This window comes from Microvirga lotononidis (assembly GCF_034627025.1).
Taxonomy (GTDB): Bacteria; Pseudomonadota; Alphaproteobacteria; order Rhizobiales; family Beijerinckiaceae; genus Microvirga; species Microvirga lotononidis.
On record NZ_CP141048.1, the window covers coordinates 4,141,093 to 4,155,659 of the forward strand.

General features: G+C 63.5%; 10 protein-coding genes. 7 read left to right on the forward strand and 3 right to left on the reverse strand.

Going from position 1 to position 14,567, the window contains the following annotated elements; translation table 11 throughout:
• Positions 1–209 precede the first annotated feature (209 nt).
• From U0023_RS19600 to pncA, 5 genes are all read left to right on the forward strand, one after another.
• Positions 210–1,757, forward strand: a complete 1,548-nt coding sequence (locus U0023_RS19600) for an ABC transporter ATP-binding protein (RefSeq protein ID WP_009491647.1) — start codon at positions 210–212, stop codon at positions 1,755–1,757.
• Positions 1,747–2,823 (forward strand): ABC transporter permease, encoded by a 1,077-nt coding sequence (locus U0023_RS19605; RefSeq protein ID WP_009491649.1) that lies wholly within the window; start codon positions 1,747–1,749, stop codon positions 2,821–2,823. The genes U0023_RS19600 and U0023_RS19605 overlap by 11 nt, the downstream gene beginning before the upstream one ends.
• Positions 2,820–3,737 carry an ABC transporter permease gene (locus U0023_RS19610; RefSeq protein ID WP_009491650.1) on the forward strand — a complete coding sequence of 306 codons (918 nt, stop codon included), beginning with the start codon at positions 2,820–2,822 and terminating at the stop codon, positions 3,735–3,737. Before U0023_RS19605 ends, U0023_RS19610 begins: the two co-directional genes overlap by 4 nt.
• A 103-nt stretch (positions 3,738–3,840) precedes the next feature.
• The gene (locus U0023_RS19615) at positions 3,841–4,923 is read left to right on the forward strand and encodes a BMP family ABC transporter substrate-binding protein (RefSeq protein WP_009491651.1); all 1,083 of its coding nucleotides are present in this window, start codon (positions 3,841–3,843) and stop codon (positions 4,921–4,923) included.
• A gap of 94 nt (positions 4,924–5,017) precedes the next feature.
• A complete protein-coding gene (gene pncA / locus U0023_RS19620) occupies positions 5,018–5,668 on the forward strand; it encodes a bifunctional nicotinamidase/pyrazinamidase (protein ID WP_009491652.1) in 651 nt (216 codons plus the stop codon).
• 102 nt (positions 5,669–5,770) lie between these two features.
• Here the strand turns inward: pncA and rimO are convergent, their stop codons facing one another.
• Positions 5,771–7,087: a 30S ribosomal protein S12 methylthiotransferase RimO gene (gene rimO, locus U0023_RS19625; RefSeq protein WP_009491653.1), complete on the reverse strand. Its 1,317-nt coding sequence runs from the start codon at positions 7,085–7,087 to the stop codon at positions 5,771–5,773.
• 660 nt (positions 7,088–7,747) lie between these two features.
• On the opposite strand from rimO, the gene U0023_RS19630 reads away from it, so the two are divergent.
• Positions 7,748–10,117, forward strand: coding sequence for a GumC family protein (locus tag U0023_RS19630; protein WP_009491654.1), 2,370 nt, complete (start codon positions 7,748–7,750; stop codon positions 10,115–10,117).
• An 86-nt stretch (positions 10,118–10,203) separates the two neighbouring features.
• Here U0023_RS19630 and U0023_RS19635 read toward each other — a convergent pair whose 3' ends face one another.
• The gene (locus U0023_RS19635) at positions 10,204–11,448 is read right to left on the reverse strand and encodes a heparin lyase I family protein (protein WP_322883759.1); all 1,245 of its coding nucleotides are present in this window, start codon (positions 11,446–11,448) and stop codon (positions 10,204–10,206) included.
• Positions 11,449–12,264: 816 nt separating this feature from the next.
• On the opposite strand from U0023_RS19635, the gene U0023_RS19640 reads away from it, so the two are divergent.
• Complete coding sequence (locus U0023_RS19640; RefSeq protein WP_040638440.1) at positions 12,265–13,293, forward strand: AraC family transcriptional regulator; 1,029 nt, start codon at positions 12,265–12,267, stop codon at positions 13,291–13,293.
• Here U0023_RS19640 and U0023_RS19645 read toward each other — a convergent pair.
• Positions 13,283–14,542, reverse strand: a complete 1,260-nt coding sequence (locus U0023_RS19645) for a glycosyltransferase (RefSeq protein WP_009491661.1) — start codon at positions 14,540–14,542, stop codon at positions 13,283–13,285. The two genes, U0023_RS19640 and U0023_RS19645, sit on opposite strands and share 11 nt — an antisense overlap.
• Positions 14,543–14,567 lie beyond the last annotated feature (25 nt).

Here is a 14,567-nt window from a genome sequence, read left to right on the forward strand (position 1 = left end):
ATCCCCTTCGCCGAAAAATGCTCAAGGTTGTGGACGGTTCGCGGACTCACAATAAACCACGGATTCGGCATTGCCGATCCGCGCGCCGCTTCCCTATGATCGTTCCATAACGGAAGCTCGCGCCGTTCGGCTCTTGCCAAGTGCCGCGCGGGCGGTCATCCATGTGCAAATTCCTAACCCGCTGCAACCCTTAAGTCAGAGTCGCTTGTGTGAAGGCAGACGTATCATCATCGGGGCCACCCCTCGTCGAACTTCAAGGGATCAGCAAGCGCTATGGCGACGTTCTCGCCAATGACGGGATCAATCTGGCCATCCAGCCGGGCGAGATCCACGCCCTGCTGGGCGAGAACGGCGCGGGGAAATCCACGCTGGTCAAGATCCTCTACGGTGTGATCGAGCCGAGTGCCGGCGAGATCCGCTGGGAGGGCCGCCCGGTCACCATCGGCTCCCCGGTCGAGGCACGCAATCTCGGCCTCGGCATGGTGTTCCAGCATTTTTCGCTGTTCGACGAGCTGACCGTGGCGGAGAACATCGCCGTAGCGTTGTCGAACGAGTGGAGCCTGTCCACCGTCCGCAGCAAGCTCGGCGAGATCAGCCGGACCTACGGGCTGGCGCTCGATTCCGACCGGGCGGTCTGGACCCTGTCGGCCGGCGAGCGTCAGCGCATCGAGATCGTCCGCTGCCTGCTCCAGAATCCCAGGCTTCTGATCCTGGACGAGCCGACCTCGGTTCTGACTCCGCAGGAGGCCGAGCATCTCTTCACCACCCTGGACCGCCTCTCGGCCGAGGGCTGCGCCATCCTCTACATCTCGCACAAGCTGGAGGAGGTGCGTCGCCTCTGCCGCAGCGCCACGATCCTGCGGGCCGGACGGGTGGTCGCCACCATCGATCCCCGGGCCAGGAGCGCCCGCGAGATCGCCGCATTGATGGTCGGAAACGAAGTCGGCGAAGTGCGCACCGACGCGCCGCACCATGTGCTGGGCGAGATGCTCAGGGTCTCGCATCTGTCGATCCCGCCTGCCGGTCTCCACGGTCAGGCCCTGCGCGACATCGGCCTCGTGGCGCGGGCCGGGGAGGTCGTGGGGATCGCCGGCGTCGCGGGCAACGGGCAGAGCGAATTGTTCGCCGCTTTGTCGGGTGAGCGCCTAGCCGACCGGCCGGATGCCATCGTCATCGCCGGACAGGCCTCGGGGACCATGGGCATCGATGCCCGCCGCCGTCTGGGCGCGGCCTTCGTGCCGGAGGAGCGCCTGGGCCACGCGGCGGCTCCGACCCATCGCCTGAGCGAGAACACCCTGATTTCCCATGCGGCAACGGAAGTGAGCCGCTCCGGGTTCATCCTGCTGAATGCCGCCAAGCGGCTTGCCCGCTCCATCATCCAGAGCTTCGACGTGCGCACGCCCGAGGGCGATCCCCAGGCTCGAAAGCTGTCCGGGGGCAATCTGCAGAAGTTCGTCATCGGCCGCGAGATCATCCGCAAGCCGAAGCTCATCATCGTCGATCAGCCGACCTGGGGCGTCGATGCGGGAGCGGCGCGGCTCATCCGTCAGGCGCTCGTCGATCTCGCCCGCGAGGGCAGCGCCGTCGTGGTCGTCAGCCAGGATCTCGACGAGTTGTTCGAAGTGGCCGACCGGATGGCCGTCATCCACCAGGGGCAGCTGAGCCCGCTGAAGCCCGTCGGCGAATGGACAAAGGAAGCCATCGGCTTGGAAATGCTTGGTGTCGCACAAGCCCAGGGGGGCGCTCATGCGCTTTGAGCTGACGCCCCGCCCCAACGTGTCTCCCGTCATGCGGGCGCTCGCGCCCGGGGCCGCCTTCGTGACGGCCTTCCTCATCGCGGGCTTCGTTATCTGGCTGATGGGCCGCTCGCCCGTCGCGGCCTTCGACGTCTACGTTCTCCAGCCCCTGAGCGACCCCTGGTCGCTGCAGGAGCTTCTGGTCAAGGCGACGCCGTTGACGCTGATCGCCATCGGATTGTCCTATTGTTTCCGGGCCAATCTCTGGAACATCGGGGCGGAAGGCCAATACGTGATCGGCGCCGTGCTCGGCAGCTGGCTCGCTCTCAAGACCCACGGCACGGAGGCCGGGTTCTGGGTGCTGCCGCTCATGCTCCTGCTCGGCATCATCGGCGGCGCACTATACGGGTTGATCCCCGCCTTCCTGAAGACCCGGTTCGGCGTGAACGAGATTCTAACCAGCCTCATGCTCGTCTACGTGGCGCAACTGGTCCTCGATTACCTGGTGCGTGGACCCTGGCGCGATCCCAAGGGCTTCAACTTCCCGCAATCCGTGACCTTCGACCCTTCGGCGACGCTGCATCCCATCCTGGAAGGCGGCCGCGTCCATTTCGGAGCCGTGTTCGCGCTGATCGCCGTGCTGCTCACTGCCGTAATCCTCGGGCGGACCCTGTTCGGGTACCGGCTGAAGCTCACCGGCGATGCGCCCCGCGCGGCGCGGTTCGCCGGGTTCAGCTCCAACGCGACCACGATGGCGGTCTTCGCCATCTCGGGCGGGCTGGCCGGGCTGGCGGGCATTTCCGAGGTGACGGGCCAGATCGGGCAGCTGCAGCCGTCGATCTCCCCCGGGTATGGCTTCACGGCCATCACGGTGGCGTTCCTGGGACGCCTCAACCCCATCGGCATTCTGATCGCGGCCCTCGTCGTCGCCCTGACCTTCATCGGCGGCGAGAGCGCCCAGATCATGCTGAAGCTGCCGCTCGATCTCACGCAGGCGTTCCAGGGCATCCTGCTGCTCTGCGTGCTCGCGGCCGATGCGCTCGTGAGCTACCGCGTTCGTTTCGTCTCACGGGGAGGGAGCAAATGACCACTTTCGAGGCCATTCTGCTCACCATCGTCACGGCCTCCACGCCGCTTCTGATCGCCGCCCTCGGCGAACTGGTGGCGGAGCGTTCCGGCGTGCTCAATCTCGGCGTCGAGGGCATGATGGCGATGGGCGCCGCCTGCAGCTTCGCCGCCGCCGTGACCTTCGACTCGACCCTGCTCGGCGTCGCGGCCGGGATGCTCGCCGGTGTCCTGATGGCCGCCCTGTTCGCCCTCGTGGTGCTGGGCTTCGCGGCGAACCAGGTCGGCTCGGGTCTTGCCCTCACGATCTTCGGTCTCGGATTGTCGGGGCTCGTCGGCGCTCCCTTCGTGGGCGCACGGCGCGATCCGGTCCCGCATATCGACATTCCGGTCCTGAGCGACATCCCTGTGGTCGGCCGCCTGTTTTTTGAGCAGGATCTCTTCGTCTACGCCTCCATCGCGCTCACGATCCTGGTCGCGATCTACCTCACCCGGACCCGCTCCGGCCTGACCCTGCGCTCCATCGGCGAGAACCATACTTCGGCGAATGCGCTCGGCCTGCCAGTCTGGCGGGTACGCTTCTGGGCGATCCTGTTCGGCGGTGCCTGCGCCGGGTTGGCCGGCGCCTATCTCGCCCTGGTCTATACCCGTTTCTGGTCGCCCGGCATGACGGCGGGGCGCGGCTGGATCGCGCTGGCGCTGGTGGTCTTCGCGGCCTGGCGGCCGGGCTGGCTCCTGGTCGGGGCATACATCTTCGGAGCCGCGACGGTGTTGCAGCTCCATGCCCAGGCGGCTCAGTTCGGCGTGCCGCCTCAGCTCCTGTCGGCCGTGCCGTATCTCGCGACGATCATCGCCCTGCTGCTCCTCTCCCTGCGCCATGGCAGGGCCATCGGAGCGCCGGGTTCCCTGGGCGTGCCGTTCGTGCCTGACCGGTGAGCAATCTGGTGTTAATCTGACCAAAGTGTAGGCAGAGGAATTCTTGCCAGAAGCCTTCAGACCTGCGACGGAATGTTTGGAATTCAACCTCGAGGGAACGAGCATGTTTTCAGGGAAAGTCTTCGGGGCCGTTGCGGGGGCAGCGGTCCTGGCGCTGTCCGCGACCGGCGCATTCGCGCAGGCGAAGGACAAGATCAAGGTCGGCTTCATCTATGTGGGCCCGGTAGGTGACTTCGGCTGGAGCCACCAGCACGACCAAGGCCGCCAGGCCATCGAGAAGGCCTTCCCGGGCAAGGTGACGACTACCTTCGTCGAGAGCGTGCCGGAGGCCGATTCCGAGCGCGCCATCGAGCAGCTCGCCCGCACCGGCCACGACCTGATCTTCACGACCTCCTTCGGCTTCATGGAGCCGACCCTGAAGGTCGCCAAGAAGTACCCGAACATCAAGTTCGAGCACGCCACCGGCTTCAAGCGCGCCCCGAACCTCTCGACCTACGCGGCGAAGTTCCACGAGGGCCGCTACATCACCGGCGTGATCGCCGGCAAGATGACCAAGTCCAACACCATCGGCTATGTGGGTGCCTTCCCGATCCCGGAAGTGATCGCGGGCATCAACGCCTTCTATCTCGGCGCCAAGTCCGTGAACCCGGACGTCAAGATCAAGATCGTGTTCGCCAACACCTGGTTTGATCCGGCGAAAGAAGGCGATGCCGCCAAGGCGCTTCTCGACCAAGGCGTCGACATGCTGGCCCAGCACACGGACAGCCCGGCTCCAATCCAGGCCGCCGAGGCACGGGGCAAGTTCGGTTTCGGCCAGGCCTCCGACATGGAGCGCTTCGCCCCGAAGGCGCAGCTCACCGCCATCACCGACAATTGGGACGACTACTACGTTGCTCGCGCCAAGGCGGTTCTCGACGGCACCTGGAAATCCGAGGACACCTGGGGCGGCATCGATGCCCACATGGTCGTGATGACGCCCTACAAGAACATGCCCGACGACGTGAAGAAGTTGGCCGAGGAGACCGAGGCCGCGATCAAGACCCACAAGCTCAACCCCTTCAAGTGCCCGGTCATCGGCCAGGACGGCAAGGAGATCGAGTGCAAGGGCAACGGCGCGCTGTCCGACGAGCAGGTGCTCGGCATGAACTTCTACGTGAAGGGCATCGAGGACAAGATCCCGCAATAAGCGGAATCACATTTCAGATTGAGGAGGGCGGCCGGGCGACCGGCTGCCTTTTTCTTTGCGGCTGCTATATCCACCACCGGAACTGGGGGAACGAATGACCGAACGGGCAACAATCGAGCCGGGTGAGCACGACGTCCTGATCGTCGTGGACGTGCAGGTCGATTTCCTGCCGGGCGGTGCGCTTGCAGTGCCGGAGGGCGACGCGGTGATCGCACCCATCAATCGGCTGGCGAAGCTTTTCCGGCACGTGGTGCTGACGCAGGACTGGCACCCGGAGGGACACGCCTCCTTCGCGTCGAGCCATCCTCAGAAGCAGCTGTTCGAGACGACCGAGCTGCATTACGGACCGCAGGTGCTCTGGCCGGACCATTGCGTGCAGGGGACACCCGGGGCCGAGTTCGCCCGGGACCTCGATATCCCGCATGCGCAGCTCGTCATCCGCAAAGGCTACAACGCCGGGATCGACAGCTATTCGGGCTTCAAGGAGGCGGATCGGCGGACCTCGACCGGACTGGCCGGCTACCTGAAGGAGCGGGGCTTCCGCCGCGTCTTCTGTGCCGGTCTCGCCCTGGACTTCTGCGTCGCCTGGACGGCGCTCGACGCCGTAGAGGCCGGATTCGATACTTATCTGATCGAGGATGCGTCCCGGGCGATCGACACCGGCGGTTCGCTCGCGAGTGCCCGGCGGGACCTGGAAGCGGCGGGCGTTCATATGATCAGGAGCGGGCAGATCGTCGGGGATTGAACCTCATTGTCATCCCCGGCGAGCCGAAGGGGATCCACGTGCAAGCGCGAGCCATGGATTCCCTTCCCGGACTGCGTGCGCCGGGAATGACATGGTGGGCCCTTAAACCACCGTCCCGTGCAGGTCGTACTCGTCGGAGCTTTGGATCTTGACGTTCACGACCTGACCCGGCTTCAGCGGCGTCTTCGAGGCCACGTAGACGACGCCATCGATCTCGGGAGCGTCGTATTGGGTGCGGCCGGTCGCGACCGTGGCGCCCTGCTCGTCGATGATGACCGGCAGGGTCTTGCCGACCTTGCTCTTGAGGATCCTGGCGCTGACCGCCTGCTGGGTCTGCATGAAGCGGTGCCAGCGCTCTTCCTTCACTTCGGGCGGGACCGGGCCGTCGATGTCGTTGGCGGGCGCGCCCTGGACCGGCTCGTACTGGAAGCAGCCGGCGCGGTCGATCTTTGCCTCCTTCAGCCATTGCATCAGGACATCCACGTCCTCTTCCGTCTCGCCGGGGAAGCCGACGATGAAGGTCGAGCGGATGGCGAGATCGGGGCAGATCTCGCGCCACTTGTGGATGCGCTCCAGGGTCTTTTCCTGGTTGCCGGGACGGCGCATGGATTTCAGGACGCGCGGGGAGGCGTGCTGGAACGGGATGTCCAGATAGGGAAGGATCTTGCCCTCGGCCATCAGCGGGATGACCTCGTCCACATGCGGGTAAGGATAGACGTAGTGCATGCGCACCCACATGCCGAGATCGCCGAGCTCCTTGGCGAGCTCGAAGAACCGCGTGCGGATCTCTCGGTCCTTCCACAGGCTCGGCTGGTACTTGATGTCGAGGCCGTAGGCGCTGGTGTCCTGGGAAATGACCAGGAGTTCCTTGACGCCTGCCTTGGCGAGCTTTTCGGCCTCGCGCAGCACATCGGCGATGGGACGGCTGACGAGATCGCCGCGCAGCTTCGGAATGATGCAGAACGAGCAGCGGTTATTGCAGCCCTCCGAAATCTTCAGATAGGCATAGTGGCGCGGCGTCAGCTTTACGCCCTGGGGCGGGACGAGGTCCACGAAGGGGTCATGGGCGGGCGGTACGGCCTGATGCACGGCCGAGACCACGGATTCGTAGGCCTGGGGGCCGGTGATCGCAAGGACGTTCGGGAACTGGTCGCGGATCTGCTCGGGCTCGGCGCCCATGCACCCCGTGACGATGACCTTGCCGTTCTCGGCCATGGCCTCGCCGATGGCTTCCAGAGACTCGGCCTTGGCGCTGTCGAGGAAGCCGCAGGTGTTGACGATCACCACGTCGGCCCCGTCATGCTCCTTGGTCAGTTGGTAACCTTGGGCGCGAAGCTGGGTGATGATGCGCTCGGAATCCACCAGGGCCTTCGGACAGCCCAGGGATACGAACGAGACTTTCGGCGCGGGAGCATTCATCCGCAAAATCCACTTATCTAATCGATACCGACATCCGCGACGCTCCCGCCCGGGGCGCATCGTGACGGATCCGCGACGGGAAACCTGTCGATCGAGGGCAGGAACACTGGCACGTCCGGCAGGATTGCACGTAAGACCTGCCGACGATGAGCCTGGATCGATCCAGCGTCTCGCGCAGGCGCTCCAGCGTGTCAGGACCGCGCGACTTAAGACGCGATGTGCCTTTACAACACCGGGTTGGCCTTTACAACATCCGGTTTGACGCGGGCACCGGAGCGGTTCTCCTCCCGTTTGAATCCGCACCAAGCGACAGGCCGGCGAGGGCGGCGAGGCAAATCTGCTCCAGGATGATGAGCAGGCAGCCGGGGCCCAGATGTCGTGAAGGATGGCGAAGGCAATTCCGAGTTACCTCGGGACAGTTGTCCAGACCTTCGTTGTAGCCCCGAGTTGTGCCGCCCGGATGATAGTCTTGGAAGCAGCGATAGGGCAATGTAGACACGCTTGCCTTTGAACGGGAGAGCCGTTCCCGATGCTAATCTGCTGGACCAATACTTGTAGGCTCTCGATCGTGACTTGTCGCTGCGCAGATCGGCCAAGGTTTCGAGCAGTCGGGGGCAATTCCTCATTCGTATCTGCTTAGGATCGGACAGGTCGACAGGCATGAAATATCAAGAAACGAGTGTCGTTCCCGATCTTGGCGCCGCTGCGCCGTCTGCAGGCCATACAGCCTCGTCGGGGGGGCAGGTGTACCAGACGCCCTCGATGGTCGGCGGTAGCCGTCAATCCATGTTCAAGGCGCGGCAGCCGGGGACGGAAAGACCGGAGACGGACAACTTGGTCATGGGGGCCCAGAAGCGGCCCCGCGAAAGACTCCGCGCCTCCGAGGGGCAAAAGCCCAAGGGCAACCTCGAGATCATGGGCAAGGTGCTCGGAGCCGTTCGTCGCCAGTTCAAGCTCGTCGCGTTGCTGAGCGTGCTTTTGTCCGTTCTGGCGCTCGGGCTCGTGATGCTCCTGCCTCCTCAATTTACGGCGACCACGCTTCTGGCTGTCGATGCGCCGGAGGGCCGTCCGGCTGAACCGGCCGTCACCGGATATTCGCTCAACGTCGACGGCGAAGTTGAAGTCATGCAGTCGATGAAGGTCGCGCAGCAGGTCGTGAAACGGCTCAACCTGACCGAGGACCCGCGCTTCATCGACAAGGCGTCGTCTCCGGCGCCCGCATCGGGTGGGGTTTCGGGTTACCTGACGGGTTTGCTGCCGGCAGGCGGCTCGTCCGCCGCGCAGGCCGGAGAAAGCTCAGGAACGGATCCCAAGACGCCTGCGGAACTTGCCGCAGAGAGCGAAGATCCGGCAGTGGTCCGTGCGGCCGTGGCTCTTCAGAAGATCACGAATGTCCGCAGGCGCGGACTGACGAACGTCCTGGCTCTGGACATCACCATCGATAATCCCAAGGATGCGGCCCGGCTGGCGAATGCCTATGCCGACACGTACATCACCGAACAGATCAGCTCGAAGCTCGCCGCCGCAGGTCATACGGAAGCGGCCTTGTCGCGGCGGGTCACGGAGTTGGGCGAGGAGTTGCGGCGCTCGGAATCCCAGATCAAAGCGTTCGCGCTCGTGCAGGGAGCTCAGTCGAACGACGATTCCGCCCGGCCTGCCATCGATCGGCTGCAAGCCGACGTTGCCGCCGCCGGCCGGGAAGCCAGCGCCAACGCGTCCAAGCTTCGCGAGGCCGAAAATCTCCTGTCCGCTGGGAACTTCGCGGCCCTCGGAAAGCTGCTCAACAATCCCGAGATCGTGCTTCTGGACGAGCAGCGCAGTTCCCTTGAACAGAGGGTTCAACGCCCCAGCGAAGGCGAAACGGATCTCGCGGGTTCGCAGAAGCGTCTCGATCTGGCGAAGTCTCAGCTACGCTCCGCCGGCACCAAGGCCGTCGAGGACCTCCGGAAGCAGGCGGATGCCAGCAATAATCAGGTGTCCGCCCTGCGGCAGGAGTTGAAGCAGGTCGTGCAAAGGGCCGATCTCTCGACGGACAACTCCGTGCAGCTCTTCCGGCTGCAACAGGAGGCTGCGACGACCCGACAGCTCTATCAGGACTATCTCGGTCGATTGAAGGCGGCGGCTCAGCAGCGCAGCACGGTCACGCCGAGCGTGTACGTGGTGGCCGAAGCCGGCATTCCGCCGAACAAGAGCTTCCCGCCGCGGTCGCTGCTGATCATCGTCGGATTCCTGGTCGGAATCGGTATCGCGGTCAGCGTCGGCTATGCGCGCGACAATTATCCTGAGAACATCAAGTTCGTCGATGAGCTGGAGGTTTCGTCGGGCATCCCGAACCTGGGTGTTATTCCGGATTCGAGGCGGTCCAAGACAAAGGGTCTGCAACCCGAGAACCTGATCTTCGCGCGCCCGCAGTCGGATTATTCCGAAGCCATCCGGCGACTGCGCGTCTCGCTGCAGCTCGCCTTCAACCGAGGGGCAGGGTTCAAGTCTCTGCTCGTGACGTCCACGCAGCGCCACGAAGGTCGGACCACCATCGCCCTGTCGCTTGCGCGGGATGCGGCACGGGCAGGGCTCAAAGTTGCCCTCGTGGATTGCGATCTTCGCAATCCGAGCCTGCATGCGAAGACGGGTGTCAGCAACGACGAGGGTATCAGCGAGATGCTGCTCTCATCTCCGCCATCCCTGAGAATGTCGCTTCTCCAGAGGGATCCGCAGTCCTCGTGCTTCGTCATCCCGAGTGGCGATCTCGGTAACGCCAGTCCCGACCAGCCTCTGCAATCGCCTCACCTGGGCCAAGTGATCAAGGACCTGGAGGAGCGGTTCGATCTGATCGTCATCGATGCCGCGTCGCTCGAGACCGCTGCGGATGCACTCATGATCGCCCAGCATGTCGACGGGGTGCTGCTGCTCGCGCGCGCAACGCAGGCTCGGCCCGTCCGGGTCCGCGATGCGGTGCTCGATCTCCAGCGGACGAGGACGGCCAATCTGACGACGGGCCTGAACTTCGCGGAAGCTTCCGACCTTCGGTAAGCGCCCGGTCGGTTTTTCAGACACAAATAAAGCGGCCCCCGTGATGACGGGGGCCGCTCTGTCTCGAAACGATCAGAAGGTGCCGATCAGAGGATGTAGAAGTCCGCTGCCGTCATCTTCAGGTTCGGGGCAAGCTTCGCGAACTCAATCTGAGCAGCGGGGCCGGTGCCGTCCTTGTCGAAGTACAGGCTGCCCGTGGCCTTGTTGTAGATGAAACGGTCGGACGAGTCGGCCGCCTTGGCTCCGATCGCGAACTTGGACGACGGGAGCGTGCCCCAGTCGACGTAGCCGCCGGAGAACACGGCGTTCTCCACATGGATCTTGTCCGTACCCGGAAGGAAGTCCGTGATCTTGGCGACGGTGCCCTTCGGAGCGGTGTCGAACACGAAGATGTCACGTCCCGAACCGCCGGTCAGGATGTCGTTGCCACCCTTGCCGTTCAGCGTGTCGTTGCCGCCATTGCCAAGGATCGTCTCGGCCGCCGAGGTGCCGATCAGCTTGTCGGCGCCGCTCGTTCCATTGATCGTGGTCGGGGCGGGCGAGGGCGTCGGGGTGGGCGTGGGAGTCGGGGTAGGCGTCGGCGTCGGGGTGGGGGTCGGCGCCGGGGTCGGCTCGGGCGACGGGCTGGCATGAGCCGTGTCGCTGTGTCCGGCGGAACCGTAGGTCAGGTCGATGTCCTTGTAGTTGACGGCGAAGCTCTCGCCGCCGGTCGGGGACTTGCGGTAGGCACCCATCTCCCAGTGCGACTCGGTGGCGTTGGTGTAGCCGATCTTGCCTGTGTAGTTGGCGATCTTGGCGCCGTCGCGCCAGACATAGGCATGGCCGTTGCTGCCGGCGGCGTCGAGCTGGACGTCGACCTCCATGTCGTACCACTTGCCGCGCTGGATGTCGGCGGTGTCGAGGTAGATGGTCTTCTCGACCGGCGAGCTCGAGGTGCCGTACTTGATCACCACGGCCATCTTGTCGTTGCCCATGAACTTGATCTCGAAGGGCGGCGTGCCTCCGGTGAAGAGCTGGCCGGTGACGAGCCACTGGGCGGTGTTCTTGGCGCCCGGCTCGATCATCATCTTGTACGTCGCGTGGAAGTGGCTGCCCTCGCCCGTCAGCTTGTGGTTCGACGTCTCGCCCATCTCAGAACGCTCGACGCCGGCGGCATCGGTCCAGTAAGAGGCGCTGAAAAGATCGCCTTTGCGCACTTCGAAACGGTAGACGCTGCCGTCTGACTTGAAGCTATGCGCTTCGTCACCAGCGACACGCCAGTTATATCCATCAAGAGAGAAGGAATCGCTCTCATAGATGTCGGGCTTCCACGCTGTGGCTGAATAAGACATATTAAAAACCCCTACGTTACCTCTCTGAATAGAGAGGCTTTTTTGATGTAAAAATTGTTTTTCCACCTCAGCAATGCAGGCGGTATTTTTATCAAGTAATTGAAACGTGTACTGTAATGCCTGGGAAGACACGAGGTGGGTGTGCGCTATTCAATGTATTTCAAGTGCACCCATTTCGAATACACAGAGCTTGGACGACCCGTCTTGTGATATGAGGACAGTTATTTGCGAAATCGTGCCACCGCTCGCAGCCTAAGCTGGACTGTGACGAAAGCGTGGCGTGACTTTGCAAGACATGTGAAGGGCCGCCGTCGAGACTATGGCACGGAGCCCGGGAGGGCCGGGGGATCAGCTTGGCGATTCGCGTGGCGGGATCGCTCTCGCGAGACTATGCAGCTCCGGAACGCGTCCGGGCTCGTCCCAAAAACGGAGATCATCGCGCACGCGTCGCTTCCGTGAAATGCGCTCCGAGGCCGAACTTTCGGTGCGTTAGGCTTCTCTCTGCGCCTAACGCTGCGGAAGATGAAAATTGTTCATGAGCCGGACGCCAACCGCCGGAGCCTGCCGCATGGCCGGCGGTCGTCGTTCCGCCTCCGCATGGAGCCGAGTGCCCGCCTGCCCCGGGAGGCGGGGGGTGCAAAGGTATAGTCGTCCGGCCATCTGCGTCAGCAGGCCTTTCGTGTGACGACCTGTGTTGCCAGTATCGAACGATGTTGGAAGTGGTCACGACTGCGACAGGGCCGAGCAATGCCGAAGGGTCCGATCAACCATGCGCCACAACCGGACAACCCTCGGGTCCCGACTGCGTCAGGAGTGTTGACCAGACTCGCTGCTGACCGGCTGGTTCAAGCGGGGTTCGAGCTGATCCCGTTGCTCAAAGAAGCCGGGATCCCGGACGATATCCTGAGCGAGCCCGACACCCGCGTGTCCGTTCGCAGTCAGATCGACTTCCTTCGGCTTGCTGCTGAGGCATTGGGGGACGATCTGCTCGGATTCCACCTCGCCAAGGATACGGATCTGCGCGAAGCAGGGCCCATCTTCCATGTCATGGCTTCGTCCGAGACGGTGGCCGACGGGTTCGACTGCGCGGTCCGGTTCTGTTCCATCCTCAACGAAGGCGTTCAGCTTCACCGCGGCCCGAACGCTTTCACGATGGAATTCGAATATGTCGGCGTTCGGCGCCTCCTGGATCGACATCAGATGGAGTTCTGGGTGACCGCGGGCCTGCGCTTGATCCGTCTGTTCACCGGACGGGAGATCATCCCGCTCTCCGTGGGATTTCTTCATCAGCGGGATGGCGACGTCTCCGAGATGGAGCGATATTTCGGATGCGCGGTGGAGTTTGGGGCTCCGAGGGATACTCTGTCGTTCGATGCGCAGGACGGAAAGCTCCGGCTGCTTTCCGCTGACCGCTACCTGAACAAGTTTCTGGTCGAATATTATGAGGAGACGATCCTGAGGCGGCGCAGCATGCGCCAGTCGATCCGCAACCGGGTCGAGAACGCGATCACGCCGCGGCTGCCCCACGGAACGATGAGCATCAACAATATCGCGAGTGATCTCGGAATGAGCGTCCGGACCTTGTCCCGCCGGCTCTCCGACGAGGGTCTCACTTTCAGTTCCATCCTGGAGGATCTCCGGTCCGACCTGGCGAATCGCTACCTGCAGAACAACAGCCTCTCCATCTCGCAGATCGCGTGGCTTCTCGGCTATTCGGAAGTGAGTTCGTTCGCTCATGCCTTTCAGCGTTGGACGGGAAATTCACCAACCTCGGCCCGCAAGCAGATGGGCGAAGGCTCTTTCCCGCAAGGTGCCGCGCCGACGAAGATCGACGTCAAACAATGACTTTCCGGAAATCCTGTTGAGTTTCCGGTACCGGCTGCCGATACGGCGGACCGGACGTGACCGATTTGGAGATCAGAGAGCGCAATTGATTCATGCGGGCCTCGATCGAGAAATCCGTGATGATCCTATCCCTGGCCGCTGTTCCCATGGCGCGGCGCTCGGATGGGTTTCGCGCGAGCCGGACCATGGCTGCCGCGATTGCGTCACTGTCGCGTTCCTCGACGAGGATGCCGGTGCCGGGAGCGACGAGTTCCCGGATGCCGCCGTTCGGTGTCGAGATGACCGGGAGACCGGCCGCCATGGCTTCCATGAGGAACACCGGGATGCCCTCCTTGTCTCCATCCCGGGCCGTGACGCTCGGAAGGACGCCGAAATGATAATCCCCCGAGCGAATGCGCTCGAGCAGCGTCTCATGCCCGACCGACCCTTGCCACGTAACCAGTTCGCTGATCCCGAGCTTGTCGGCCTTGCGCCGTAGCTCGGCTTCGAGAGGGCCGTCTCCGAAGGCGTCGATATGGACCGCAAGACCCTGTTGTTTTGCAATGGCGACGGCCTCCAGGAGGTAACCATAGCCCTTCTTCTCGGCAAGCCGGGCTCCCACTACGCCCCGGAACACACCGTCCGGCGGGGAGGGGGCAGGCTGATCGGGAATGTTCACTCCCATGCGAAGGATGATCGGACGTCGCTGATCGCTTCGGGCCTGCATCGCCAGTTCGCTCGCTCCGCCCTCGTCGATCGCCCGGACGAAGGACGCTGCCTCGAACTTGGTCGGAATGAGATTCCCTTGCGCGATATCATACCGGTGCGCCGTGATGCTGAAGGGCACCTCGGCGACGGAGGCCGCGATGAAGCCCATCGTGGCTGGAACGGCGATCCAATGGGCATGAATGTGCTGGATGTTCAATAGCCGAACCTGCCGTCCCAGCCACAGGCCCTTCGGCCAAACGGCAAGGTTGCGGGGCAGGAGTGTGATCCGGCTGTGGGTCACAAGCTTCCAAAGAGTGTCCAGTGCGAGCCTGGGTGTTCTGACGAACTGGGCGATGGCACCCGCACAGATGCTCGGGCTGATCAGGAGCTTCGTCATCGTCCGGTCGAGGACGGTCTGCTCGATGCGGTGCACCAACTTCCGGCCGTCGAGTGGACACACGAAAACGTCCCATCCGGCCTGGATATGGCTGTCGATCTCTGGGAGGATGAAGCCTTCGTTGTCTCCATAAGGCGCCTCCCTTGTGACATAGAGAAGCTTCATGTGTTCATGACCCCATTTATGCAGC